This window comes from Erwinia rhapontici (assembly GCF_012271765.1).
In the GTDB taxonomy this organism is placed as follows: domain Bacteria; phylum Pseudomonadota; class Gammaproteobacteria; order Enterobacterales; family Enterobacteriaceae; genus Erwinia; species Erwinia rhapontici.
Genome location: NZ_VRKO01000013.1, coordinates 340,382 through 361,543, shown reverse-complemented (window position 1 = coordinate 361,543; position 21,162 = coordinate 340,382). Strand labels below are relative to the sequence as shown.

At 51.1% G+C, this 21,162-nt stretch carries 23 protein-coding genes, 1 tRNA gene and 2 pseudogenes; 15 read left to right on the top strand and 11 right to left on the bottom strand.

Going from position 1 to position 21,162, the window contains the following annotated elements; genetic code table 11:
- Positions 1-15 precede the first annotated feature (15 nt).
- Positions 16-687, top strand: a complete 672-nt coding sequence (locus FVB43_RS12760) for an SDR family oxidoreductase (RefSeq protein ID WP_133845684.1) — start codon at positions 16-18, stop codon at positions 685-687.
- Here FVB43_RS12760 and FVB43_RS12755 read toward each other — a convergent pair.
- The gene (locus tag FVB43_RS12755; protein ID WP_167864107.1) at positions 673-996 is read right to left on the bottom strand and encodes a cupin domain-containing protein; all 324 of its coding nucleotides are present in this window, start codon (positions 994-996) and stop codon (positions 673-675) included. The two genes, FVB43_RS12760 and FVB43_RS12755, sit on opposite strands and share 15 nt — an antisense overlap.
- A 330-nt stretch (positions 997-1,326) precedes the next feature.
- On the opposite strand from FVB43_RS12755, the gene FVB43_RS12750 reads away from it, so the two are divergent.
- From FVB43_RS12750 to FVB43_RS12725, 6 genes are all read left to right on the top strand, one after another.
- Positions 1,327-2,400 carry an alpha/beta fold hydrolase gene (locus tag FVB43_RS12750; RefSeq protein WP_133845686.1) on the top strand — a complete coding sequence of 358 codons (1,074 nt, stop codon included), beginning with the start codon at positions 1,327-1,329 and terminating at the stop codon, positions 2,398-2,400.
- Positions 2,401-2,516: 116 nt separating this feature from the next.
- Positions 2,517-4,136: a methyl-accepting chemotaxis protein gene (locus tag FVB43_RS12745; protein WP_167864106.1), complete on the top strand. Its 1,620-nt coding sequence runs from the start codon at positions 2,517-2,519 to the stop codon at positions 4,134-4,136.
- Between the two features lie 240 nt (positions 4,137-4,376).
- Positions 4,377-5,402 carry a sensor domain-containing diguanylate cyclase gene (locus FVB43_RS12740; RefSeq protein WP_167864105.1) on the top strand — a complete coding sequence of 342 codons (1,026 nt, stop codon included), beginning with the start codon at positions 4,377-4,379 and terminating at the stop codon, positions 5,400-5,402.
- Between the two features lie 572 nt (positions 5,403-5,974).
- Positions 5,975-7,495, top strand: a complete 1,521-nt coding sequence (gene dgt, locus FVB43_RS12735) for a dGTP triphosphohydrolase (protein WP_242462146.1) — start codon at positions 5,975-5,977, stop codon at positions 7,493-7,495.
- The gene (locus tag FVB43_RS24525; RefSeq protein ID WP_197931284.1) at positions 7,458-8,219 is read left to right on the top strand and encodes a hypothetical protein; all 762 of its coding nucleotides are present in this window, start codon (positions 7,458-7,460) and stop codon (positions 8,217-8,219) included. Before dgt ends, FVB43_RS24525 begins: the two co-directional genes overlap by 38 nt.
- A gap of 142 nt (positions 8,220-8,361) precedes the next feature.
- Positions 8,362-8,435, top strand: a tRNA-Gly gene (locus FVB43_RS12725).
- Between the two features lie 55 nt (positions 8,436-8,490).
- Here FVB43_RS12725 and FVB43_RS12720 read toward each other — a convergent pair.
- Positions 8,491-8,787: a hypothetical protein gene (locus FVB43_RS12720; protein ID WP_159337479.1), complete on the bottom strand. Its 297-nt coding sequence runs from the start codon at positions 8,785-8,787 to the stop codon at positions 8,491-8,493.
- Positions 8,788-9,070: 283 nt separating this feature from the next.
- Here FVB43_RS12720 and FVB43_RS12715 point away from each other — a divergent pair, with 283 nt between their 5' ends.
- Genes FVB43_RS12715 through FVB43_RS12700 form a run of 4 tightly spaced genes read left to right on the top strand, consistent with a single transcriptional unit; the run spans position 9,071 to position 12,222 of the window.
- Entirely contained in the window at positions 9,071-9,913 is an 843-nt protein-coding gene (locus FVB43_RS12715; protein WP_159337480.1) for an ABC transporter substrate-binding protein, read from the top strand.
- Between the two features lie 17 nt (positions 9,914-9,930).
- Positions 9,931-10,761, top strand: a complete 831-nt coding sequence (locus FVB43_RS12710; RefSeq protein WP_133845692.1) for an amino acid ABC transporter ATP-binding protein — start codon at positions 9,931-9,933, stop codon at positions 10,759-10,761.
- Entirely contained in the window at positions 10,758-11,543 is a 786-nt protein-coding gene (locus FVB43_RS12705) for an amino acid ABC transporter permease (protein WP_133845693.1), read from the top strand. The genes FVB43_RS12710 and FVB43_RS12705 overlap by 4 nt, the downstream gene beginning before the upstream one ends.
- Positions 11,533-12,222 (top strand): amino acid ABC transporter permease, encoded by a 690-nt coding sequence (locus FVB43_RS12700; RefSeq protein WP_133845694.1) that lies wholly within the window; start codon positions 11,533-11,535, stop codon positions 12,220-12,222. The genes FVB43_RS12705 and FVB43_RS12700 overlap by 11 nt, the downstream gene beginning before the upstream one ends.
- 68 nt (positions 12,223-12,290) lie before the next feature.
- On the opposite strand, the gene FVB43_RS12695 is transcribed toward FVB43_RS12700, so the two are convergent.
- Both FVB43_RS12695 and FVB43_RS12690 read right to left on the bottom strand, forming a co-directional pair.
- On the bottom strand, positions 12,291-13,019 hold the full coding sequence (locus tag FVB43_RS12695) for a YoaK family protein (protein WP_133845695.1): 729 nt from the start codon (positions 13,017-13,019) through the stop codon (positions 12,291-12,293).
- A gap of 174 nt (positions 13,020-13,193) precedes the next feature.
- On the bottom strand, positions 13,194-14,012 hold the full coding sequence (locus FVB43_RS12690; RefSeq protein ID WP_238337076.1) for an OmpA family protein: 819 nt from the start codon (positions 14,010-14,012) through the stop codon (positions 13,194-13,196).
- Between FVB43_RS12690 and FVB43_RS12685 the strand changes: the two are divergent.
- From FVB43_RS12685 to FVB43_RS24645, 4 genes and pseudogenes are all read left to right on the top strand, one after another.
- A pseudogene (locus tag FVB43_RS12685) lies at positions 13,945-15,663 on the top strand (flagellar biosynthesis protein FlhA); the annotation flags it as partial. The gene FVB43_RS12690 and the pseudogene FVB43_RS12685 sit on opposite strands and share 68 nt — an antisense overlap.
- Positions 15,664-15,798: 135 nt before the next feature.
- Positions 15,799-16,134, top strand: a complete 336-nt coding sequence (locus FVB43_RS12680) for a DUF1294 domain-containing protein (protein ID WP_133845698.1) — start codon at positions 15,799-15,801, stop codon at positions 16,132-16,134.
- Positions 16,135-16,345: 211 nt separating this feature from the next.
- Positions 16,346-16,660, top strand: a complete 315-nt coding sequence (locus tag FVB43_RS12675) for a hypothetical protein (RefSeq protein WP_133845699.1) — start codon at positions 16,346-16,348, stop codon at positions 16,658-16,660.
- Positions 16,661-16,712: 52 nt separating this feature from the next.
- Positions 16,713-16,947 (top strand): annotated as a pseudogene (locus FVB43_RS24645) (integrase); the annotation flags it as partial.
- A 189-nt stretch (positions 16,948-17,136) separates the two neighbouring features.
- On the opposite strand, the gene FVB43_RS12670 reads toward FVB43_RS24645, so the two are convergent.
- From FVB43_RS12670 to FVB43_RS12640, 7 genes are all read right to left on the bottom strand, one after another.
- On the bottom strand, positions 17,137-17,970 hold the full coding sequence (locus FVB43_RS12670) for a DUF4942 domain-containing protein (protein WP_167864160.1): 834 nt from the start codon (positions 17,968-17,970) through the stop codon (positions 17,137-17,139).
- 114 nt (positions 17,971-18,084) lie between these two features.
- The gene (locus tag FVB43_RS12665; RefSeq protein WP_167864103.1) at positions 18,085-18,414 is read right to left on the bottom strand and encodes a TA system toxin CbtA family protein; all 330 of its coding nucleotides are present in this window, start codon (positions 18,412-18,414) and stop codon (positions 18,085-18,087) included.
- Positions 18,415-18,436: 22 nt separating this feature from the next.
- Entirely contained in the window at positions 18,437-18,754 is a 318-nt protein-coding gene (locus FVB43_RS12660; RefSeq protein ID WP_167864102.1) for a type IV toxin-antitoxin system YeeU family antitoxin, read from the bottom strand.
- A gap of 12 nt (positions 18,755-18,766) precedes the next feature.
- Positions 18,767-19,234: a RadC family protein gene (radC, locus tag FVB43_RS12655; RefSeq protein ID WP_167864101.1), complete on the bottom strand. Its 468-nt coding sequence runs from the start codon at positions 19,232-19,234 to the stop codon at positions 18,767-18,769.
- 207 nt (positions 19,235-19,441) lie between these two features.
- Complete coding sequence (locus FVB43_RS12650; protein ID WP_167864100.1) at positions 19,442-19,798, bottom strand: hypothetical protein; 357 nt, start codon at positions 19,796-19,798, stop codon at positions 19,442-19,444.
- 38 nt (positions 19,799-19,836) lie between these two features.
- Positions 19,837-20,049: a hypothetical protein gene (locus tag FVB43_RS12645; RefSeq protein ID WP_167864099.1), complete on the bottom strand. Its 213-nt coding sequence runs from the start codon at positions 20,047-20,049 to the stop codon at positions 19,837-19,839.
- 43 nt (positions 20,050-20,092) lie between these two features.
- Positions 20,093-20,791, bottom strand: coding sequence for a WYL domain-containing protein (locus FVB43_RS12640; RefSeq protein WP_167864098.1), 699 nt, complete (start codon positions 20,789-20,791; stop codon positions 20,093-20,095).
- Positions 20,792-21,162 lie beyond the last annotated feature (371 nt).

The window sequence follows — 21,162 nt, the reverse complement described above, 5'->3', positions numbered from 1 at the left end:
ACATAAGGCATTCTCATGACAACCCCACAGGCTTTGATTATTGGCGCTTCGCGCGGCATCGGTTTAGGGCTGGCAACGACTCTGGCCGATCGCGGCTGGCAGGTTACCGCCACGACGCGCAAGGACACGCCGGACAGTGCGGTGTCCATCCACTGGCTAACGCTGGATATTAACCTGGCGGATCAGAGAGAAGCGCTGGTGGCGGAGTTGGCTGGCCAGCAGTTTGATGTGGTGTTTATTAACGCAGGCGTCTATGGACCGGAGCATCAAACGCTGTCGCGTACCCGCGACGAAGAGCTGATGGCGCTGTTTATGACCAACACCTTCTCGCCGCTGCGCTGCGCTGAAGCGCTGCTACCACAGGTCAAACCCCGCAGCGGCATTCTGGCACTGATGACCTCGCAGCTCGCCAGTCTGAATGAGAATCCTGACGCAACGTATCCATTGTATGCGGCCAGCAAAGGCGCGTTAAATATGCTGGCACGCGGGTTGTCGGCGAAGACGGATGCCCAGGGCCAGACGCTGCTCTGCGTTCACCCGGGCTGGGTGCAAACCGATATGGGTGGGACAAATGCCCCACTGACGGTGGCGCAAAGCGCGGGTGGCATTGCCGATCAGCTGGTCGCCTGGCGTGGCAAAGGCGGGCACCACTACATTGATTACAGCGGAAAACTACTCGCCTGGTAAGGCCTTATCGGCATCGACCAGCAGTAATGTGCCGCTGCTGCCGGGCAGTACCCGATGAGGGCTGCCCGGCGGTATCACAAAATAGTCCCCGCTTTTCAGCGCCACGATCTGCCCGTCAATCGCCAGATCCATCTGCCCGTCAATCACCACCAGTAGCTCGGCAAAATGCTCATGCACTTCATCCGGTATCCCCTCTCCGCCCATGCGGATCAGTTTCACATTCGCCTGGCCAATCTTGCTGATAATGGCAGAACGCCACACATCCGGCAGCGCTGCGGCCCCGGTTAATAATGATGCTGCCTGAAACATACCATCCTCCTGTCGGGTGACAGACAGAGATACCCGAAATTTCGCGCAGCAGGAACAAAGATATTTCACTAAGCTTTTCCACACGGCAGTTAGTGACAGTGAAATGACAGTAAGATGAAAGCGTGACTAAAGAAATATTCAGGGAAGACTAAAGTGGAATATCCGATGTGTTAACGTAATAAAAATTAGCTGGAAAACATCTCGTGTAAACAGCAACAATCAGAACATAATCTGTTTTTATCATTGATGATGTTTATGTTTATTGGGATTTATCTCAATTGACATTAACATCGGCCATCCAATACTCCTTGCTTACCGATGAGTTGTTTTATGGCTAACCGTATCGTATCAGGATTAACAGGCATTATTCTGTTAAGCCTGTCACCTTTAACACAGGCAGTCAGCACGGTGTTATCACCGAAAGAGGCCGACTGGGTTGCACCGGAATTCACCTTTAACAGCGGTGAGAAGCTGAAAGACCTGCGCATTCATTACTACACGCTGGGCGACAGTAGTAAACCTGCTGTATTATTACTTCACGGAACTAACCAGCCAATAAAAGCACTATTAGCCGAGGGATTTGGCGGCGAATTATTTGGTGCCGGCCAGGCACTGGATATCAGCAAATATTTTATTATCATGCCGGAAAGTATTGGGTCCGGAAAATCATCCAAGCCGTCCGACGGTTTGCGTATGGCGTTTCCGCACTACGATTATAACGATATGGTCACCGCGCAATATCGCTTAATCAAAGAAGGGCTGGGCATTTCCCATTTACGTCTGGTCATGGGGTATTCGATGGGGGGTATGCAAACCTGGCTTTGGGGTGAAAAATATCCTGGCATGATGGATGCCCTGGTGCCCATGGCTTCGCAGCCTGCTGAGCTGTCCGGTCGTAACTGGATGATGCGCCGTATGTTAATTGAGTCCATCAAGGGCGATCCCGCCTGGGCTGAGGGCAATTACCGTCAGCAGCCCCCTGCGCTGAAAACAGCCAGCATTATGTTCAGTATTGCCACCACTGGCGGCACACTGGCCTGGCAGCATAAAGCACCAACGCGTGCGCTGGCCGATAAGCTGGTTGACGACCGCCTGGCTACCCCGCTTACCGCTGACGCCAACGATTTTATTTATATCTGGGGTTCGTCAGCGAATTATAATGCGCAACCCGCATTAAACCGTATCACCGCCCCCATGCTGATCATTAATTCGGCAGATGATGAACGTAATCCGGTGGAAACAGGCACGCTGAGCCGCGAATTAAACAAGATTAAAAAGGCCGAGCTGTGGCTTATTCCGGCCAGTGCAGAGACCAGCGGGCATGGCACCATGATGTCGGCAAAATTTTATAACGAGAAACTGAAGTCATTTTTAGCCAGCACCAGGGAACACGCGAATAATTAACAGCCGTACCTGACCGGAAGTGACCCATGTCGCCTCCGGTCTTTTATTTTTATTATGCCTTTATTTCCGACACCACTCTTTTTCCTCATTATCAAACCGGCAACAGGGAATACGCTATGTTTCGTAAAATAAAGATCCGTACCGCACTGAGCATGATGATTTTTTCATTAGCCGCATTATTACTTTTTGTCGGTATTCTGGGATTAGTTGCGGTGCAGTCTGGCAATAAATCCTTTGCCCGCGTGGATACCGAAGTGCTGCCAGGGCTGGTTGCACTGAATGAAAGTTCCGAGCTGCTGCTGCGTGGACGATTAGATTTGCGTCTGTATGAATCACTGATGGTCAATGGCGACACCGAGAAAGCCAAAGTCGCCTTAGAACGAGCCAGAGGTAAAGTAGACAGTGCCGGGGCGAAATGGCAGGACTATCTGAAATATCCGCAATCAGAAGAAGAGCAGGTGATTGCCACAGAAATGGCTGCCGCACGCGATACCCTGATGAAAACCTTTATTGACCCGGCGTTTTCCGCGCTGGAAGCGGGTAATCTTGACGACTATCGCCAGCGCGCCGGGAAGTCGACGGCACTCTATGCCGCCTTTGATAAAGCCTCAAAAACGCTGGTCGCCTTTAAGCTCTCAAGCATTGATGTGGCGTATGAAGACTCCAGCGATCGGGTGAGCACTATGCAGTTCATCCTCTACTGCGCTATCGCCTGTGCCCTGCTGTTGGCTGGACTGGCCTGGTCAGTGATGACCAACCTGGTAGTGAAACCACTCAACAATGCCGTTACCGTGTTTGACCGCATTGCTGAAGGCGATTTACGTGCGCGTATTGATGCCAGCGGAAAAAATGAGATCGCCCATCTGTTTGCCGCCGTGCAGCGTATGCGTGACGGACTGGAAAATATGGTGCTTGTCGTGCGTAACGGTACCGATGCGATTGGCGCGGGCGTAGAGGAGATTGCTTCCGGCAATATCGATCTTTCCAGCCGCACCGAACAGCAAGCCGCCTCGCTGGATGAAACCGCGTCGAGCATGGAACAAATCATGGCGACGGTTAAAAACAATGAGGACAACACACGCAAAGCAAACGAACTGGCGCAAAAAGCCTCAGCCTCGGCTTCACGCGGTGCCAGCGTTGTCTCTGATGTCGTGTCGACTATGAGTGCCATCGAACACAGTTCGGCCAAAATCGGTGATATCGTCGGCGTGATTGATGGCATTGCATTCCAGACCAACCTGCTGGCGCTCAACGCCGCAGTAGAAGCGGCACGTGCAGGCGAAGCCGGTCGCGGCTTTGCGGTCGTCGCCTCTGAAGTACGAGTACTGGCCCAGCGTAGCGCAACGGCGGCGAAAGAGATCGGTTCGATGATCGATAACTCTCTCAGCCGTATTGAACAGGGCGTCGGGCTGGTGAAAACGGCAGGCAACACCATGAATGAAGTGATGGTCGACGTGAAAGAAGTGGTGGACATCATGGATGAAGTGATGCTGGCTTCCGGGGAGCAGACGCGCGGTATCTCGCAGATTAATATTGCCATTCATCAGATGGACGGCGTGACACAACAGAATGCCTCACTGGTCTCTGAGGTGGCAACGGCAGCCAGCTCCCTGCAACAGCAGGTGGTGAATTTGCAGCAGTCGGTCACCCGCTTCCAGGTCGAGGATGAGAAAACCACGCTGGAAAACGACCTGTTTAAAGGACCACAAGATATGGCGTTAGTTAACCTGCGATAAACTCAGATGGGCCGGATGATGACGGCCCTTTTACCCATAAGATTATTCCCAACTACTCAATTTGCATTCTCCCCTCAATGTTTTTCTTTTCAGTCCGATGATAAACTCAGTGACACAAGGCCGGAGCGGCCGGAGCACATTTATATACGCTCCTAAAACTAAAAATTATAACGAACAACATTGTTTTGACGCCTCACTTTCTCTTTTTGAATATCAACACCATGTCCGGGAAACTGACCTATGAAGGAAAATTTGATTGAGCGCATTTCAACGGCGCTTGGATCGGAAAAAACGCTCGAAGGTTTTGTACGCCAGCTGCTAGAGATGCTGGAGCTGGTCACGGATATGGAATCCACCTACCTGACCCATATTGATGCAGACGGTATCAAGCAACACATCGTTTATGCGCGCAACAGCGAAGCAATGCAGATCCCTGAAGGGCTGTCTGTTCCCTGGGAAGATACCCTGTGTAAACGCGCTCTGGACGAGGGCCGCAGTTATACCTGCGATGTTCCGGCAGTCTGGGGGGATTCCGAAGCCGCGAAAGCGCTGGGGATCACCACTTACGTCAGTACCCCGGTGTGGCTGGGTGACGGCGCGATTTATGGCACGCTATGCGCAGCAAGCTCAGAGTCTCGGGAGCTGTCAGATCGCGCTGAACAGGTGCTTCAGCTCTTTGCCGAGCTGATTTCCCAGTACATTCGTAAAGAACAGCTGCTGGAAGAGCTGCAGGAAGCCAACGCTGCGCTTACGGCAGTGAGCCACACCGATGAGCTCACGGGCCTGCCAAACCGACGTGCAGTGTTTGCTAACCTGCCAAAGCTGTTTGCACACGCGCGTAACGATACACATCATCTGCTGATGGCCTTTATCGATCTTGATGGATTCAAGCAGATTAATGACCGTTACGGGCACAAAACCGGTGATGAATTTTTGCAGGCCATCGGCGAGCGCTTGAAAGAGTTGGTGCACGAGGTTGACGTTCTGGGACGCCTGGGGGGGGACGAATTTATTATTGCCACCCTTGATGCCTCAGATGCTCAGACCGCAGCCGCGACGACATTCAAAAACCGTATTTCGGCACTGTTGAGCGGACGCTATCATCTCTCGGGCACCAGGATAGACTATGCCGGTGCCAGCATCGGCATCATTCACGTGGACCCATCGCTCAGCACCCCGGACAGCGCCGTGCGCGATGCGGATGCCGCCATGTACGAAGATAAAGGGCGCCGCAAACAGCGTCAGGTCTGTGGCCAGTCGCTTTAGCAGACCCTATACATTGCCTGAACTTGCCGATTTCCGGGCAGGTATCCCTAAAGTTTCAGTGAAAGAGACCGATGTAAGTAGCACTCATCCTGAATTGTACGGACCTGTCATGTACCTGATTAAACCTGCAGAGCTGATTCTGCTGTCACTGACACTGGCATACTGTCTGGCAACGTATGTATGGTTCTAGCCCTCAAGGGATGAGGCATGAACAGCAATACTCATGTTTTTTGCTAAAGTATTTTACCGCCCTGCCGATGAAATTGAAGTCGGGGGGTTGCTGGAGAGACAGAAATGTCGACGACGGCAACCAGGTAAACCTGATGGCATAATACTTGAGTATCTGCAAAATTTAGCCGACAGATGAAGTCGGTTTTTTTGTTTTTGTTGTTTATTATATTCCATTCGCAATAAAATAACACACCACTCACACTGCCACCATAGTGAAATATCATAACGCCGTTACATATAAATGTGTGCATCATTACAATTACCACCGTCACTCACCAAAAAAATAGACCACTTTCATTGTATTTGATAGTTTCACCTTCCATATAAACATCAAGGATGTGATGATGAAATGGCAAAATCTTCTCTGTACTGCACGCCGTAAAGATAAAGAAAAAGAAAAAAGCAATCCATCTCATGCTCAAGCTGACACCTTATCTTTAAGCAAAGGACGTCAGGAAATTGAACGTGATTACGACCGCCTCCTTTTTTCTGCTCCAACTCGTCGGCTGGCAGATAAAACACAGGTTTTCCCCCTGGACCGTAATGACAGTGTTCGTACCCGTTTAACACATTCACATGAAGTGGCTAACTTTGCCCGAGGGATAGGGATAAGGCTGGCGTTTGACCTGAAAAAAGAAATTTTTGGTCACTTGGAGGACATCTGTGTGGAACGTGATGTCCCGGCTCTCCTTGCAGCCATTGGGCTAGCCCATGATTTGGGTAATCCACCCTATGGCCATCAGGGGGAAGCAGCAATGCGTTCCTGGTTTACTCGACATCTGACACATCTGGTCAAGAAAGAGGACAACCCACAAATCTATGATGACTTCTTCAAGTTTGATGGCAATTCACAAACGTTTCGTCTGGTCACCAAATTGCAAATTCTCAACGACCAGTATGGGCTTAATCTGACCTACGCCACGCTAGCGGCCTTAATTAAGTATCCACAATCTTCTTATACCAGGAAAAAAACACCGTGGAAAAAACAAGGTTTCTTCTATTCAGAATCTGACGTTGTCAGTGAAGTCTGGGAAAGAACCGGATTGAGTGAAGGGCTACGCCATCCGCTCACCTATATTATGGAAGCCTGTGATGATATTGCCTATTCCGTTCTGGATGCAGAGGATACAGTGAAAAAAGGCCTGGCCTCCTACCATGATCTGATTAATTTCCTGCAATGTTGGGATAAAAGTGACGATGAGGAAATTAAGTCCGTTATTAAAAAAACAGAGGAAAAAAATCAGGGATGGAAAACAAAGGGAAGCGATCTTTCTCCTGCTGAACTCAATGATATGAGCATGCAAATGTTCCGGGTTAACGCAACGAGCTCCCTGATCAATGCCGCTGTCGATGCTTTCCATGATCATCACCAGTCACTTCTCCGTGACGAATGCGACATCAAGGACTTAATGGGAATAAGTCGCGGTGCCGAGCTCTGTGATGCATTAAAAGAATTCGATAAAACTCGCGGCTACCGCCACCGTTCTGTTCTGGAACTTGAGCTGAAAGGGTCAAACTATATTCAGGGCTTAATGGATATGCTATGGGTGGGGATCCATGGACATAAAACCCGAGCGGCTACTCAGGAGGAAAAAGAGCGGGCAAAAAGTGAGTCTGGTTTCACACCCCAACCTACGCATCTCTCAGAGACGCCATTTGGGCGTTACGCTTATGGTCGCATTTCAGAAAACTACAGGCGAATCTTTGAAGATCCGAACAATACGTTACCAGGATTGTACAAAGAAGCACAGTTGCTGACTGATGCTATTGCAGGGATGACCGACAGCTATTTGATGGATCTTCATGATGAGTTAAAATCACTCTATGAATATGAAAGTCGTCAAAAACCAACAGCATCTTAAACGCCGTATCGACGATTTTTTCCTTTCCGGTTATGAAGGAAAGGCGGCCAGAGTGTTGATTGACACGCTGGCCGAACACAATCGTGCATGGATCTTCGGTGGAATGATCCGCGACATAGGGCTTTTTGGTCACAAAGGTTTCACTTCCGATATCGATATCGTGGTCGACAGTAACCACGAGGACTTGTTACGTGTTCTTTCAACCATCGATGTCCAAAACCTCACCTGTACTAAGCTAGGAGGTATACGCTTTCACTATCACGATATGGATTTTGATGTGTGGTGCCTGTCAGATACCTGGGCCTTTAAAGAAAATATTATTCCTCTTGAAGGCGCGCACAGTCTGTTTAAAACAACACTTATGACATGGGACGCCATTCTTTATGACATCCACAGTAGAGAGGTGATCAGCCCGGAAAACTACCTGGACGATCTTCATGAACGACGCCTGGAATTGGTACTGAGCCAGACCCCCAATGAGTCAGGTTCTTTGATTAAAATTCTGCGTACTATCTATTCCAAACGGGTAGAGGTGCTGGGACCAGAACTGTGTACATTCTTACATCAGCGACTTTATACATATAATTTCGATGCTTTGATGCATTATGAAATGACGCATTACCACACTAATTCCTTTACCGCTGCTCAAATTAATCAATTGTTGCAGAGTTTGCGTCTAGCCAACCCGGAATCCGATCTCAGGGTCAACATCAATCCAACGTAGCACTCCCAAGTTTCAATTGACCCGTACAGCGTTTTTTCCGGGAAAAAACAACCTTCCGGCTGAAGAATGATTATCCCAGCGATTTATCTTTGATATGACTCAACATTTCCTGTCAGACCTGTGGTAGTATCCCTCCCGCTCTGCGGCCATCGTATAATGGTATTACCTCAGCTTCCCAAGCTGATGACACGGGTTCGATTCCCGTTGGCCGCTCCAGTTCTTCCCCTCTTCGCTTTGCCTCAGCCCGTTAACAACGCAACCATGAACACATTCAGGTTTTACTGACCGTATAGTTTTTGACCTTGTCATTTTGTAGCTGAATCGTCAGCGTTCTGCCTTCGGTCGTCGTTCCGGTTTTTGCCTGGCTCCAGGTCCACATCAGAATGCTCTGCCCCTGCGGGAAAGGTGTGTCTGAAGAGGGCTGACCAAACCATGTGATCAGTTCCTGCTTTGTGGTCACGTCATGATGGATTTTTGCCAACTGGGTATCATCAAAGTTCTGCCCTACAGAGGCGGTGCATCCGGTGAGCAGCGCCAGCGTCAGGCACCACATTACTTTTCTGTTCATTTCTGGCACCTTTGCCGTTAGGTTTATTCTGCTGCCCTCTAAACTACATTAAAAACCTCCTGAATAGTCACTCACTGCCGCTAACGTCCTGCCAACACCGGAGCAACCCACGCAATACAGATATTTTACTTATGCATAATTTAGCAGGTGATAGACCTTTTTGTTTGTAGCCGTCATTTTTCCTTTATGTAACGCTATCAATCCTAAAAGAAAATAATAACTATCACCTGCCTTCAGGAAAACGGGGTCATTCCCCCTTTCGGACTATACATAAGGAAAAACTATGATTATGGCGACACGCAACAACCGCTCATTCCATAAAACCCGCCTTTCTGCTGCACTGCTGCTGGCACTGACCAGCATCACCACTTTTGCCGTGCATGCTGACCAGCTGGCGGATATCAAAAAAGCCGGCGTGGTGAAAGTCGCCACCTTTGACGCCAATCCGCCGTTTGGTTCAGTGGATGCCAAAACACACGAAATCGTCGGTTATGACGTCGACTTCGCGAAAGCTCTGGCAAAAACCCTGGGCGTGAAGCTGCAACTGGTACCGACCAACCCGGCAAACCGCATCCCCCTGTTGCAGTCAGGTAAAGCGGACCTGATTGTGGCCGATATCACTATCACGCCTGAGCGTGCAAAAGTGATCGATTTCTCAGTGCCTTACTTTGTCACCGGACAGCAGTTCCTGGTGCCCGTCAGTTCACCGGATAAACTGGATGGCTACGCGACGGCACGCATTGGTGCCGTAAAAGGCACCACCGGCGAACAGGAACTGCATAACCGTTTCCCGCAGTCACGCGTGCTGTCGTATGACGATATCCCACTGGCGCTGTCTGCCCTGCGTAATGGCAACGTGCAGGCAATTACTCAGGACAGCACCATTCTCGCTGGCCTGCTGGACGGTGCACCGGATAAAGCCAAATACAAAGTACTGCCTGAGTTACTGAGCAAGGAAGAGATTGGCGTAGGGGTGAAAAAAGGCGAAGCCAGCCTGCTGAAAGTGGTCAATGACGAACTGTTGAACCTGGAGAAAAACGGTCAGGCGGTGAGCATCTACGACACCTGGTTTGGCCCGCAAACTAAATCGCCACAACCCCGGTTATTCAAAATCGAAGCAAAATAATCAGCCAGGTATCACACATGCAGCAAGAAAATGTATCAACCGCAGCGGCGTCTGCGGTTTTTTCACATTCATCGCCGGGACAAAGTACCGCCGTCGAATTCCGCCAGGTCAGTAAGTCGTTTGGTCACCATCAGGTGATCACCACGGTCGATCTCAGCGTAACCAGCGGTGAAGTCGTTGCCGTTTGTGGCCCGTCAGGTTCCGGTAAGTCGACGCTGATCCGCCTGATTAACCAGTTGGAAACCGTGAGCGATGGCGAGATCCTGATTGACGGTAAGCCAACGCGTGGACTGAAAGGGGCAGCACTTCAGCAACTGAGAACACATATTGGTTTTGTGTTTCAGCAGTTCAACCTCTACGCCCATCTGACCGCACAGGACAATGTCAGCCTGGCGCTGATCAAAGTACACGGCTGGAAGAAAACGGAGGCACGGGCAAAAGCGTTGGCCTTACTGACGCGCGTCGGCCTGGCCGATAAAGCACAGCATTATCCTGAGCAGCTCTCCGGCGGCCAGCAGCAGCGCGTGGCGATTGCCCGGGCGCTGGCGACTGACCCGAACATCATTCTGTTTGATGAACCGACCTCGGCACTTGACCCGGAGATGATCGGAGAGGTGCTGCTGGTGATGCGCGAACTGGCACGCAGCGGTATCACGATGATTGTGGTGACCCATGAAATGAGCTTTGCCCGCGAAATCGCTGACCGGGTGATCTTTATGGACGGCGGTGAAATTCTGGAGCAGGCCAAACCGGAAGATTTCTTTACCCGTCCCAACCACCCGCGCGCCAAGCGTTTTCTGCAGAAAGTGTTGTTCCCACTGCATCCTGAATCGCAGGTGGGCCTGTGAACTGGCAGCCCGACTGGGCAGGCGTGCTGACCGGGCAGCCTCTGCAATGGATTATCTCCGGTTTTTTAACCACCTTTTACGTCAGTCTGATTGCCAGCCTGTTCAGCACACTGTTGGTGGTGCTGCTGCTGGCCATGCGTCTGAGCCCATCGCGGATCGCCCAGGGCGCGGTGTCGGTATTTGTTTCCCTGTTTCGTAATACACCGCTGCTGGTACAGCTGTTGTTCTGGTATTTCGCCGCCTGGGGCGCGCTGCCGCAGAACTGGCGTTTTTACATCGGGGATATTCATCCCTGGGCAACGTTTCCTGGCGATATCAGCTGGCTGACGCCGGAGTTTCTCTGCGTTGTCTGGGGGCTGGGGCTGTTCACGGCGGCATTTTTAGTGGAAGAGGTTCAGGCCGGGCTCAACTCCGTGCCAAAAGGCCAGCGCGAGGCAGCGATTTCACAAGGCTTCAGCCGCTGGACGCTGCTGTGGGACATTTTGTTGCCCCAGGCGCTGACCAATGCCTGGCAACCTGTCGCCGGGCAATATCTGAACCTGATGAAGCTCTCCTCGCTGGCAACCGGTATTGGCTTTTCCGAACTGACCTATCAGGTCAGCCGTATTGAAAGCTACAACGCGCACGCCTTTGAAGGCTTTGCGGTGGGCACCGCACTGTATCTGTTACTTGGCCTTATTTTGGGTGGACTGTTAACCGTGATCGGCCCTAAACGCCCGCCGCGCCATCAACCAAAACGGGTGGAACCCGCCCTGTCGGAGCGTTCAAAAGATGGAATTTGACTACTCAGTACTGCACGATAATGCTGGCTACATGCTGTGGGGAAGAGTGGCGGAAGGTGAACCGGGCGGCGTATTACTGACGTTAATTATGGCCGTCTCTGCCGGTTTTCTGGCGCTGTTGCTGGGTGTGCTGATGGCTACGCTGGCCTGGCGCTACGGCGGCTGGACGCGCAGAGCGCTGTTTCTCTGGGCCTCCTTTATCCGAGGCATCCCGCTGATTTTTGTTATTTTCTGGCTCTACTTTCTGCTGCCGGTGGTGTTTGGCGGTTCAATCCCCGGCCCGCTGACGGTGATTATTGCGCTGGCATGGTTTACCTCAGCGGCGGTCATGCACTCAACGCTGGCCGGGCTGGAATCTCTGCCCGCCGGGCAGACAGAAGCAGGAGTTGCGTCAGGCTTCAGTAAAATAAAAATCCTCACCGTGATTCTTCTGCCGCAGGCGTGGCCAAATCTGCTGCCCTCATACCTGGGGTTACTGATTTCGCTGCTGAAGGACACATCGCTGGCATTTATTGTGAACGTCCCTGAACTCACAACGGTTGCCGGACAGGTTAACAATCGGGTGCAGATCTACCCTGCAGAGATCTTTCTGTTTGTTGGCGTCATCTATTATCTGCTGTGCAGTGCGCTGGCCTATCTGGCAGGAAAGGGATTAACACGGTGGCGTCTGGCTCGCTGATAAGCGCCTGCAAAACGGGCCGCCAGGATCAGGGTGTGACGGCCCGTTGTCTGACGGCACAGCGCAGGTTAACTGCCCTGTGCCGGCGACAGCCGTTTGCTGAACATCGTGTTCATCGCCAGTAAGAGAAGCCCCATGCCGATAACTATCAGGAAAAAATACCCCAGCCAGTGGAACAGCCAGATACCGGCCACACCGCCGATAAGAAATGCCATCACCGTATAAAAATGCAGACGCAGGCGTTCCATATAGAGAGGGGCATTCTGAGGTGACTCTTTACGCCGCAGAACATCAAACAGCATCGCCAGCTCGATGCCGATATCCGTTGCCGTTCCCGACACATGCGTTGTTCTGACACGCGCGTTGGAAATGCGTGTCACCACCGCATTCTGCAGCCCCATCAGGAAACTCAGGCTGAGGACCAGCAACGCGCCCGGAGAGGCCAGCGTCAGTCCGATCTCTGCTGCCCCCAGCGCCATCAGAGCCAGGCCTTCAATAAAGATATTTACCGCATAGATGGTACTGATGCCCCGCCTGCGGCCCGCATTAATGATCAGCGTTGAGCACACGGATCCCGCGATAAACAGGAATACGATAGCCAGAAAGAAGATGCCTGCACTGAAGTTGATTTTCGCCAGGTGATCGGACAGTGAAGAGATGTTCCCTGTCATATTGGCGGCAAAAAAACCCACACTTTCAAAAGCGGCGGTGTTCAGCGCCCCGGCGACGGCGGCCAGGGTGCAGGCAAGACGGCTGTCCGTATTAAACGTCCTTGCTGCATCGGTGGTGATTAACATTTAGCGAACTCAGGTCAAATGCGGGATGATGAATGATCCCCTTGTTTGTCGTGACAAACAAGGGGCCAGACAGCGTCTGAATCAATGTCTGGCAGGAACGATGCCAGGTCAGCAAAAAAGTGGGCACAATACCACCCGATTACCCCATGCGGGGATCGAAGAAGCATGTGAAAACTAATGCAGGCGATCAACTATTGGCTTCACCACTTTTACGCCATGCTGACCGTAAAATTGATATAACGTGTCGGAAGCAGCCTGGGTCAGAACCATAATTTCAATGCGCCGATTGCGTGCAGACAGGGGATCGTCAGGGACCAGCAGCATGCGATCGGCCATCGCGTTAACCTGAATGACCCGCTGTATTTCAAGGCCACCTTTTTCTAATACACTTCTGGCGGCCAGTGCACGGTCACCGGACAGATTCCAGTTGTTATATCCCGCGCTCTCAGGATAGGTCGCTGAATCCGTGTGTCCGTTGATGATCACCTGGTTATCAATACGATTGAATACCGGTGCCAGTTCACTCAACAAGCGAGTAAAGAAAGGCGTTATCTTTGCACTACCGCGCGGGAACATCATCCGGTCTTCATCATCCTGCAGCAAAATGCGCAGCCCCTGCGGCACTTTTTCCAGCGACAAATTTCCCTGTGCGTTTAATTCCGCGGTGATGCGTGCAATGGCCTCGCTAAGTTCATTTAACTCCTGATCCGAACGCGACAAGACGGTTTCCAGCGCCTCAGGCTGAGGGGGGGTCTGCGCGTCCAATTCTCTCTCTGCATCAGCCATAGCAGGTACAGAAGAGATGAGTGGCAGAGGGCCTCCGCCAGAAGCGGGATCGTTGACAGGACTGAAGGCCCCGCCATCAAAAATAGACACACCGTTCAGATGGGCAACAATTTCCCTTCGCTCCTCTTTCGATACGGAACTGACGATCAACTTCGTGGTGGTGACCAAGGGGGCGGAGCGTATTTCCGAAGTCTCGGCACGTTTCACCCTGGACGCCCTGCCCGGCAAGCAGATGGCGATCGATGCGGATATGAATGCCGGGTTGATTACGCAGGAACAGGCGCGAGCACGCCGCAAAGACGTTGCCAGTGAGGCCGACTTCTACGGTGCCATGGACGGTGCCTCCAAGTTTGTACGCGGCGATGCGATAGCCGGGATTATGATCCTGCTGATCAACGTGGTCGGCGGTATTCTGATCGGTATCTTCAAATATAATCTGGATGCCGGACAGGCCTTCGATCAGTACGTTCTCCTCACTATCGGTGATGGTCTGGTGGCGCAGATCCCTTCCCTGCTGCTGGCGACCGCCGCCGCCATTATCGTCACCCGCGTCAGCGACGATGACAGTGCGGGTATTTCGGATGACATTCAACGTCAGCTGCTGGCGAAACCCGGTACCCTTTATACCGCTGCCTTTGTGATGTTTGTGCTGGCCGTGGTTCCAGGGATGCCACATCTGGTCTTCCTGGTCTTCACCGCGTTACTGCTGTTTACGGCCTGGCGTCAAAGCCGACAGGTCGAGAAACCCGCCAGACATGAGCAAGATATGGCGGCATTAAGCAACGCACTGGAAGACAGCGACAGTATTAATATCTGCTGGCAAAGCATTCCCATGATTGAACCACTGGGGCTGAACCTCGGTTATAAACTGGTCACGCTGGTCGATAAAGCGAAAGGCAACTTACTGACCCAGCGCGTGCGTGGGGTACGCCAGGTTGTCTCGGAAACCAGTGGGGTACTCCTGCCGGAAATCTCTATCCGCGAAGATTTCCGTCTGAAGCCCGCACAGTATGCCATTAAGGTGAATGGCGTTCGCACGGCGGTCGGTGAAGTGCATCCCGATCGTCTGATGGCCATCCCCGGCGCTGAACAGTACGGTGAAATAGATGGGGTTCTGGATACCGATCCGACGTACGGTATGGCTGTCACCTGGATCACCCCGGACATGAAGCCCCAGGCGCTGAACCTGGGCTATCAAGTGGTTGACTGCGCCAGTGTCATCGCCACGCATATTAACCGGGTGACACGTGAACATTTACCCGAACTGTTTAACTATGACGATATTACTCAGCTGAACCTGCGCCTGGCTGGGGTGGCCCCTAAACTGGCAGACGATCTGAACAGTGCGCTGAATTTCAGCCAGCAGTTGAAGGTGTATCGCCTGCTGCTACAGGATCAGGTGTCGCTGAAGGACATCGCCACCATTGCCACAACGCTGGTTGAGAGTGCTGCGGTCACCAAGGATGCCATTCTGCTGGCCTCCGACGTGCGCTTTGCGCTGCGCCGGGCAATGGTGGCGGCTATCGCGCCAGACAGTAAACCGCTCTCTGCCTATACGCTGGATAACCAGCTGGAGAACCTGCTGCTGGGTTCACTGAACCAGGCACAACAGGCCGGAAAAGTGAGTCTGGACAGCTTCCCGGTGGACCCCAATATTCTCACCCAGCTGCAATCGACGCTGCCAGTGGTGCTGGAGCAGTTGAAAGCACAGAATCTGACGTCAGTGCTGTTGGTGACGCCACAGCTGCGCCCACTCATCGCCCGCTACAGCCGCCTGTTTGCTGCAGGTCTGCATGTGCTTTCCTATAACGAAGTGCCTGATGAAGTGGATTTACGTATTGTCGGTACCGTGAGCTGAGGAAGAAAAGAGGCTGTATGGGCTTTTCTATCATGCTGTGTCCGTGGTATCAGGCACTCAGCCGTCCACGACCCGAAGACCTGAATCGGGTATAGTGCACCTCTTTTCTGGCTGAGTGCCGCAGTGGCTAATGGTATGACCCTCAATCGCTTTTGTTATTTTATTCTGATTCTGGCTGCTGCGGGCAGTGCGTTCTCTCTACATCCCTTTATAACGTGGGCCCTGCTCGCCAGCGCGCTGACGCTAATGGTTTATGGCATGGACAAAATGGCGGCCCGCAAAGCCTGGCGCAGAGTCCCTGAGTCCACCTTGCTGATATTGGGTGTTGTCGGTGGCTGGCCTGGCGCCATTCTCGGCCAACAACTCTTTCGCCATAAAACGCAAAAACAACCGTTTAAAACGTACTTCTTCATCAGTGTGATAGTGAATATTATGGCGCTGGCAGCCTTGTACCTGTTCTGTACAAGGTGAGGTTGTGGCTGACAGATATAAGTGGAACTGACGGACCAGAACCTGACTTCGATCAGCCAAAATATGCTTATGAATATGGCGTGACACCCCGCTAACTTGGGTTTAGCTAGTCAGCGAATTTTTAAACAACTAAGTTACTATTTTTATCGTCAAAAACAATATAATAGAAAACCCTGGTACATTCTCACGGCTAACCCGAGAATCAAATAACATGAATCATTATAAAAACATTAAAACGTACTTTTCTGTTTTCCTGGGTGATGACGCTGATGCTTATGGAGAGAATTACCCAGAAGTAGTGAATTCTTCAATTGAATATTTTGGCGGTATTGATGATGCACTGGTCAGTGAGATTGATCAGTTTTTAAAAGAATTCCCAACAAATGATCTCGCCGTAACGGCAATGAATATCATCACTGAAAAACGGCATGGTGACTGCGCTGATTATCCTCCTACCTTGATCGACTTCCTCTCCTGGCTATCTGCCTACCTGAAGCAAAAGCGTAAAGAATATGACGCTAAATAATTTGCAATCGCTTTAGTGAGTTGCATGACACGGCGCACGGAAAAGATCAGACATTGCAAGCTTCAGGTTTCAAGACTTGAGATACACGTGGGCAGGTTAGCTTTTTCAGTCTGGAGTTCGGCTTTCTGTGTTGCTGGAAATGGAGGGCTGAGAGTCAATGGTGCGGAGATATGCTCAACTGAAGCCGAACCACCGGCGAATGTGCACGAAAAATTGACGCGCTTTTGGCGCATGACGACACAAATACGACACAGGGAGAGAATCAGGCAGGCTTGAGAACAGCCTAAGTCATTGAAAAATATTGGTACGCCCTACAGGATTCAAATTAACACCCTAACCTATTGACTAAAAATCATAAAATCGTGTTCGAAAAAATTTATACCAACGATTATACCAACACATTGTTTTGCGTGGTTTTACTGATTGAATCTGCTAAGCGGGTTAATACCTCATGCAGCAGCTATTGTATCGCCTGGCTATCTGGACGCCAACATCCCCGGATAATGCTTAGCAATGATGTCGTTCATCTTCTCCACTAACTCGGGGCGCTTGAAGGTAAGATGCGCAGTGCCCTTTTGAAAGTAGCGGATGGTGAAGTACGTATCATCATAAACATCTTTGCCGGGGTTATCGCGGATGTGATTCATGAGGTTGATGGAGATATCAGCACGATTATCGGGTATCGCTTTGCCATCCAGTAAAAACAGCATCCGTTCCAGATCTGCCAACTGGTCGCGACGAAATCCCCACGTGAGACTGTAGCCCCAGCGGTTGTGCGTCACGAGATTGTTGATGATGATCTTCTTGCCGAAAAAGCATGGGCTATTGATTTTGAAATCCCATGACAGCCCTTTGAATACGTTAATGATGCCCCGCTCAAATACTTCAGCTTTACTCTGATGCAACTGCTCATAAGTGGTAAGAATATTCGCTTCACTGATTATCGGGAGATTACCATCTTCTAAGTTCTGATGCCACTGGTCGCGTGCCTGAGCATCCATTAGCGAGAGCATGCCGGATTTCAGCATCAGATCGCGCCACAGGCTGCGGTCAATATTGCGGGTGATCACTGGCATCGCTTTCTCCGGCTTTTCCATCAGCCAGCAATCATAGCGATGCCCCGATTTCATCGCCCAGTCGGCAGCGTTGCCGCCACCGATACCGGCAGTGAGCTGAGAAATGGCGTTGAGCTGCTGAATCAACTTTTCTATCTGTACTAGTGCTGCATCACGTCCGGTGACGATGCGTTCAATATTGGTCGAGTTAATCAGGTCAGTGTTTTCGGTAATCACTTCAGGTTCTGTTTGCATCGTAAAAAATTCCATATAAGCACATGCCCCTGCCGGTGATGGCAGGGGCATTATGCGTTGTCAGATAAAGGAGAGAATTGCAGAAAGGTAAATCTGGAAAGCGCTACACAAGACTTAGATGAGTTTTCGCTGCGTTAATCCGGTCGCGTGACTTGCCTTCAGGATATCGGCTGCAGTCAAAAAGATTTCTGGCCTAGAATAGGTATCACTGCTGGTATCAATGCGCACCAGTTCATATTTTTCCACCAGGAAATTGATGGCATCTGGCAGGGTAACACCTGCCTCAATGTGTTGTAGGATGACTGACTCGCTGCAAAACGGCGTATCGGTTAACTCCAGTCCGAAGTGCTTTTCCAGCAGGTAGACAAGCAGTGTTCGCCAGTGCGCTACGGGTGACAGGCAGCACGATGCCGCCCGCCCCGGATGAATTGCTGAGGTTGGCATAGTGGTCTTCCGTTAGTAAGTTTTACTGGGGTGTCGGGTAAATCGCGATATAGACGTAGCCGTGTGAACCGAGGGTATCGGCTTCACAGGTCAGCCCGTTGTGATAAATCGTGACGCAATGCTGCTGGCTGGGATTGAGTTCGCCGGTGGTCAGCAGATGTTCCAGCATGCCGATCATTGGCGGGAACGACTGATTGAGACGGTCGATTTGCTCTTCGCTGAGTTCACCGGTTATTCCGGCTCTGTCGGCCAGGTAGTGCAGTCGGTTGCCTTCCTGCACAAGCCTGGCACCAAAGTGCGGTGCGATGTAGCATTTCAACCCCCATTCGCGCTTGTTCATCATATTCTCCCGCTATAGCCAATTGCGTTCAGCAAACGACACGATCTCTTTGCTACCGACGACGAGATGATCCAGCAGTCGCACCTCTACCAGCGTGAGCGCCTTTTTCAGACGCTCGGTGATATTCCTGTCGGCATCACTTGGTTCAGCAAAACCAGATGGATGGTTGTGAGCAAGAATCACCGCTGCCGCGTTATGTTGCAGCGCCACTTTAACCACTTCGCGTGGATAAACCACCGTGCTGCTTATCGTGCCTTTAAACAGTGTCTCATGTGCAAGCAGCCGGTTCTGGTTGTCGAGCAGCAACACCATGAACAGCTCTCGTTCCTGGCTGGCTAATTGGAGTCGGATCCAGTCGCGCGAAAAGGGTGTTGACGTAAAGGCCACGCCCGGTTCTCGCAGATGATTTTCCAGCAGCGTCAGGGCGCGTTTTATCGTGCGGTGTGATGTGAGTGGGAGAGGGAATGCGATATTTTCCATTTTTTTCCTTTCAATAAAAAAAGCAGGCTAATAGCAGCCTGCCCTGTTTGGTGGGATGTTTTTTTAATAAAAATAATGGAGATGAATAATATGGTTAAAATCCCTTAAGGAGGGAAACCTTACGGATGGGAGGTTTATAAAGGCTGTTAATACGCAGTATTAACAAATCTTTCTGGTGTACAGAGTGAATGGCAGGAATGGATCCGGTTACTGATAAGACTGTGACCAGCTACCCCTGCTGGTCACCACCTCCACCTGAGCGGCTTTACAGGGCCCTGAGAAGTCCAGTGTTACAACCTCGCCATATTTCAGGCGTTTAGGTATTTTCGTCATTCCGTTATTCAGCCCCCTGAAGCACTGATTTTCCATCCTGCAGTTACCCCGGTTTACGATGATGTTTTCAATTTCAATATCATCAACCAACGCGGCCACGCTGACGCTGACATACGGAAGATTTATAAACTGATTTACCCGGTTGTACGTTTCTATGCGTATGTCGGGATCTTCGTCCTCACAGGCGCACAGCAGCAGAATTGCCAGCACAAGCAGTACCTTGTATTTCATTTAAGACCTCATCAATGGGAAGTTGCGGTGTAAACCGCTCAGTGTGATTTATTGCGGATAAGCTGGTGAACCCTGCGGGCTACGCCATACAGCAGCATGATGCATAGCACCAGCGGCCACAGCAGTGCCAGCCCCGCAGCCTCAGCGCGGGTACTGCGGTCAAAACGCGTGTCAGGATCGGGCTTACGTTCCGAGCGGTACAGCGCGGCACCGGTGGCAAACCATATCAGGCCGGTAATCATCAAAAACATAGTGCCTCAGGGTTGTATTGTGTTGTGTGTGGTTTGGCATCGCTCAAGCAGAACGGGGCGTGGCGGTGTCCGTCAGCACATTCCTGACGTACTGAAAGTGAGGGAGTGAGTTAATGAAGTCCGCATTTGCGAGCAGCTCATCGACGAACCGCCTGCGCAGAAATTTTTGGTGGGTAGGTGACACGCCCGAAATATCGCTCAGCACGTACACCTGAATCTGCTGGTCATGTTCACCCACCAGATACCAAGTGCTGTCAAAGAAAACCAGCCGGTAAGGGGCAAACCACCGGTACAGTTGCCCGGCAGTGGTAACATCTAATAGCGCTCTGTCCACAATGGCCTGCGTGATGCGCCAGAAGCTGCCTGCATGAGTGGGCTTGCGCTCCGGGGGCACCTGCCAGACGATAAATGGGGACTCAATGCTGTTATCCGTGAGCACCGAAATGAGCTTTCTGTCCATGACAGGAAATAGCTGGTCCGTACTGGTGACACGGGCAAAGTGCAGGATATCCCGGTCAGTGCGCACCCCCTCATTCAGGCCCGATAACGACCAGGCCCCTTGACGGTAATCCAGTGACAGGCAGCTCAGCCGCTCCCTGAAATCTCGCCTGAGCGTTCGTTCCGACACCATAAACTCCTGCGACAGCGCATGCACTGACAGCTGCTCCCCCATAAACAACCGACTGATGATAATCGCCAGTCGTGCGGCCATACGATCGTATTTTCTATCTTCCGCAGACATTAATAAGTGATTTCCCCGAGTTGAATTCCTACTAACAAATGCCCGCCACCTGAAGTCAGGCTGCCCTAAAGCCATTGACTTAGCAGATGATCTTTTCAAATACACACTACCAGACACAAATGCACGGTTATGGCCGCATAAATACACGGTCGTTGTAAGGCAGAAAGAAAACGGCCACAAAGTGGCCGATAATAAAAAAACAGAATATTATGCTATCTCTCAACGCCCTTGCAGAATGTCATAATAAGCAGTTATAAAATAAGGATTTACATTCAATGAGTGAGCATCAGCTTGATGATAAGCTACAGATTAAAACTATGTTCTACGCCTCATAATGGTTATATAGGTTTGTGTTTTATTTATTTCCACAT

Excerpts from the sequence above, each read along its gene's own strand:
- FVB43_RS12760 (WP_133845684.1), top strand. The coding sequence starts at position 16 with ATGACAACCCCACAGGCTTTGATTATTGGCGCTTCGCGCGGCATCGGT.
- FVB43_RS12755 (WP_167864107.1), bottom strand. The coding sequence starts at position 996 with ATGTTTCAGGCAGCATCATTATTAACCGGGGCCGCAGCGCTGCCGGAT.
- FVB43_RS12750 (WP_133845686.1), top strand. The coding sequence starts at position 1,327 with ATGGCTAACCGTATCGTATCAGGATTAACAGGCATTATTCTGTTAAGC.
- FVB43_RS12745 (WP_167864106.1), top strand. The coding sequence starts at position 2,517 with ATGTTTCGTAAAATAAAGATCCGTACCGCACTGAGCATGATGATTTTT.
- FVB43_RS12740 (WP_167864105.1), top strand. The coding sequence starts at position 4,377 with ATGAAGGAAAATTTGATTGAGCGCATTTCAACGGCGCTTGGATCGGAA.
- dgt (WP_242462146.1), top strand. The coding sequence starts at position 5,975 with ATGATGAAATGGCAAAATCTTCTCTGTACTGCACGCCGTAAAGATAAA.
- FVB43_RS24525 (WP_197931284.1), top strand. The coding sequence starts at position 7,458 with ATGAATATGAAAGTCGTCAAAAACCAACAGCATCTTAAACGCCGTATC.
- FVB43_RS12720 (WP_159337479.1), bottom strand. The coding sequence starts at position 8,787 with ATGAACAGAAAAGTAATGTGGTGCCTGACGCTGGCGCTGCTCACCGGA.
- FVB43_RS12715 (WP_159337480.1), top strand. The coding sequence starts at position 9,071 with ATGATTATGGCGACACGCAACAACCGCTCATTCCATAAAACCCGCCTT.
- FVB43_RS12710 (WP_133845692.1), top strand. The coding sequence starts at position 9,931 with ATGCAGCAAGAAAATGTATCAACCGCAGCGGCGTCTGCGGTTTTTTCA.
- FVB43_RS12700 (WP_133845694.1), top strand. The coding sequence starts at position 11,533 with ATGGAATTTGACTACTCAGTACTGCACGATAATGCTGGCTACATGCTG.
- FVB43_RS12695 (WP_133845695.1), bottom strand. The coding sequence starts at position 13,019 with ATGTTAATCACCACCGATGCAGCAAGGACGTTTAATACGGACAGCCGT.
- FVB43_RS12680 (WP_133845698.1), top strand. The coding sequence starts at position 15,799 with ATGACCCTCAATCGCTTTTGTTATTTTATTCTGATTCTGGCTGCTGCG.
- FVB43_RS12675 (WP_133845699.1), top strand. The coding sequence starts at position 16,346 with ATGAATCATTATAAAAACATTAAAACGTACTTTTCTGTTTTCCTGGGT.
- FVB43_RS12670 (WP_167864160.1), bottom strand. The coding sequence starts at position 17,970 with ATGCAAACAGAACCTGAAGTGATTACCGAAAACACTGACCTGATTAAC.
- FVB43_RS12665 (WP_167864103.1), bottom strand. The coding sequence starts at position 18,414 with ATGCCAACCTCAGCAATTCATCCGGGGCGGGCGGCATCGTGCTGCCTG.
- FVB43_RS12660 (WP_167864102.1), bottom strand. The coding sequence starts at position 18,754 with ATGAACAAGCGCGAATGGGGGTTGAAATGCTACATCGCACCGCACTTT.
- radC (WP_167864101.1), bottom strand. The coding sequence starts at position 19,234 with ATGGAAAATATCGCATTCCCTCTCCCACTCACATCACACCGCACGATA.
- FVB43_RS12650 (WP_167864100.1), bottom strand. The coding sequence starts at position 19,798 with ATGAAATACAAGGTACTGCTTGTGCTGGCAATTCTGCTGCTGTGCGCC.
- FVB43_RS12645 (WP_167864099.1), bottom strand. The coding sequence starts at position 20,049 with ATGTTTTTGATGATTACCGGCCTGATATGGTTTGCCACCGGTGCCGCG.
- FVB43_RS12640 (WP_167864098.1), bottom strand. The coding sequence starts at position 20,791 with ATGTCTGCGGAAGATAGAAAATACGATCGTATGGCCGCACGACTGGCG.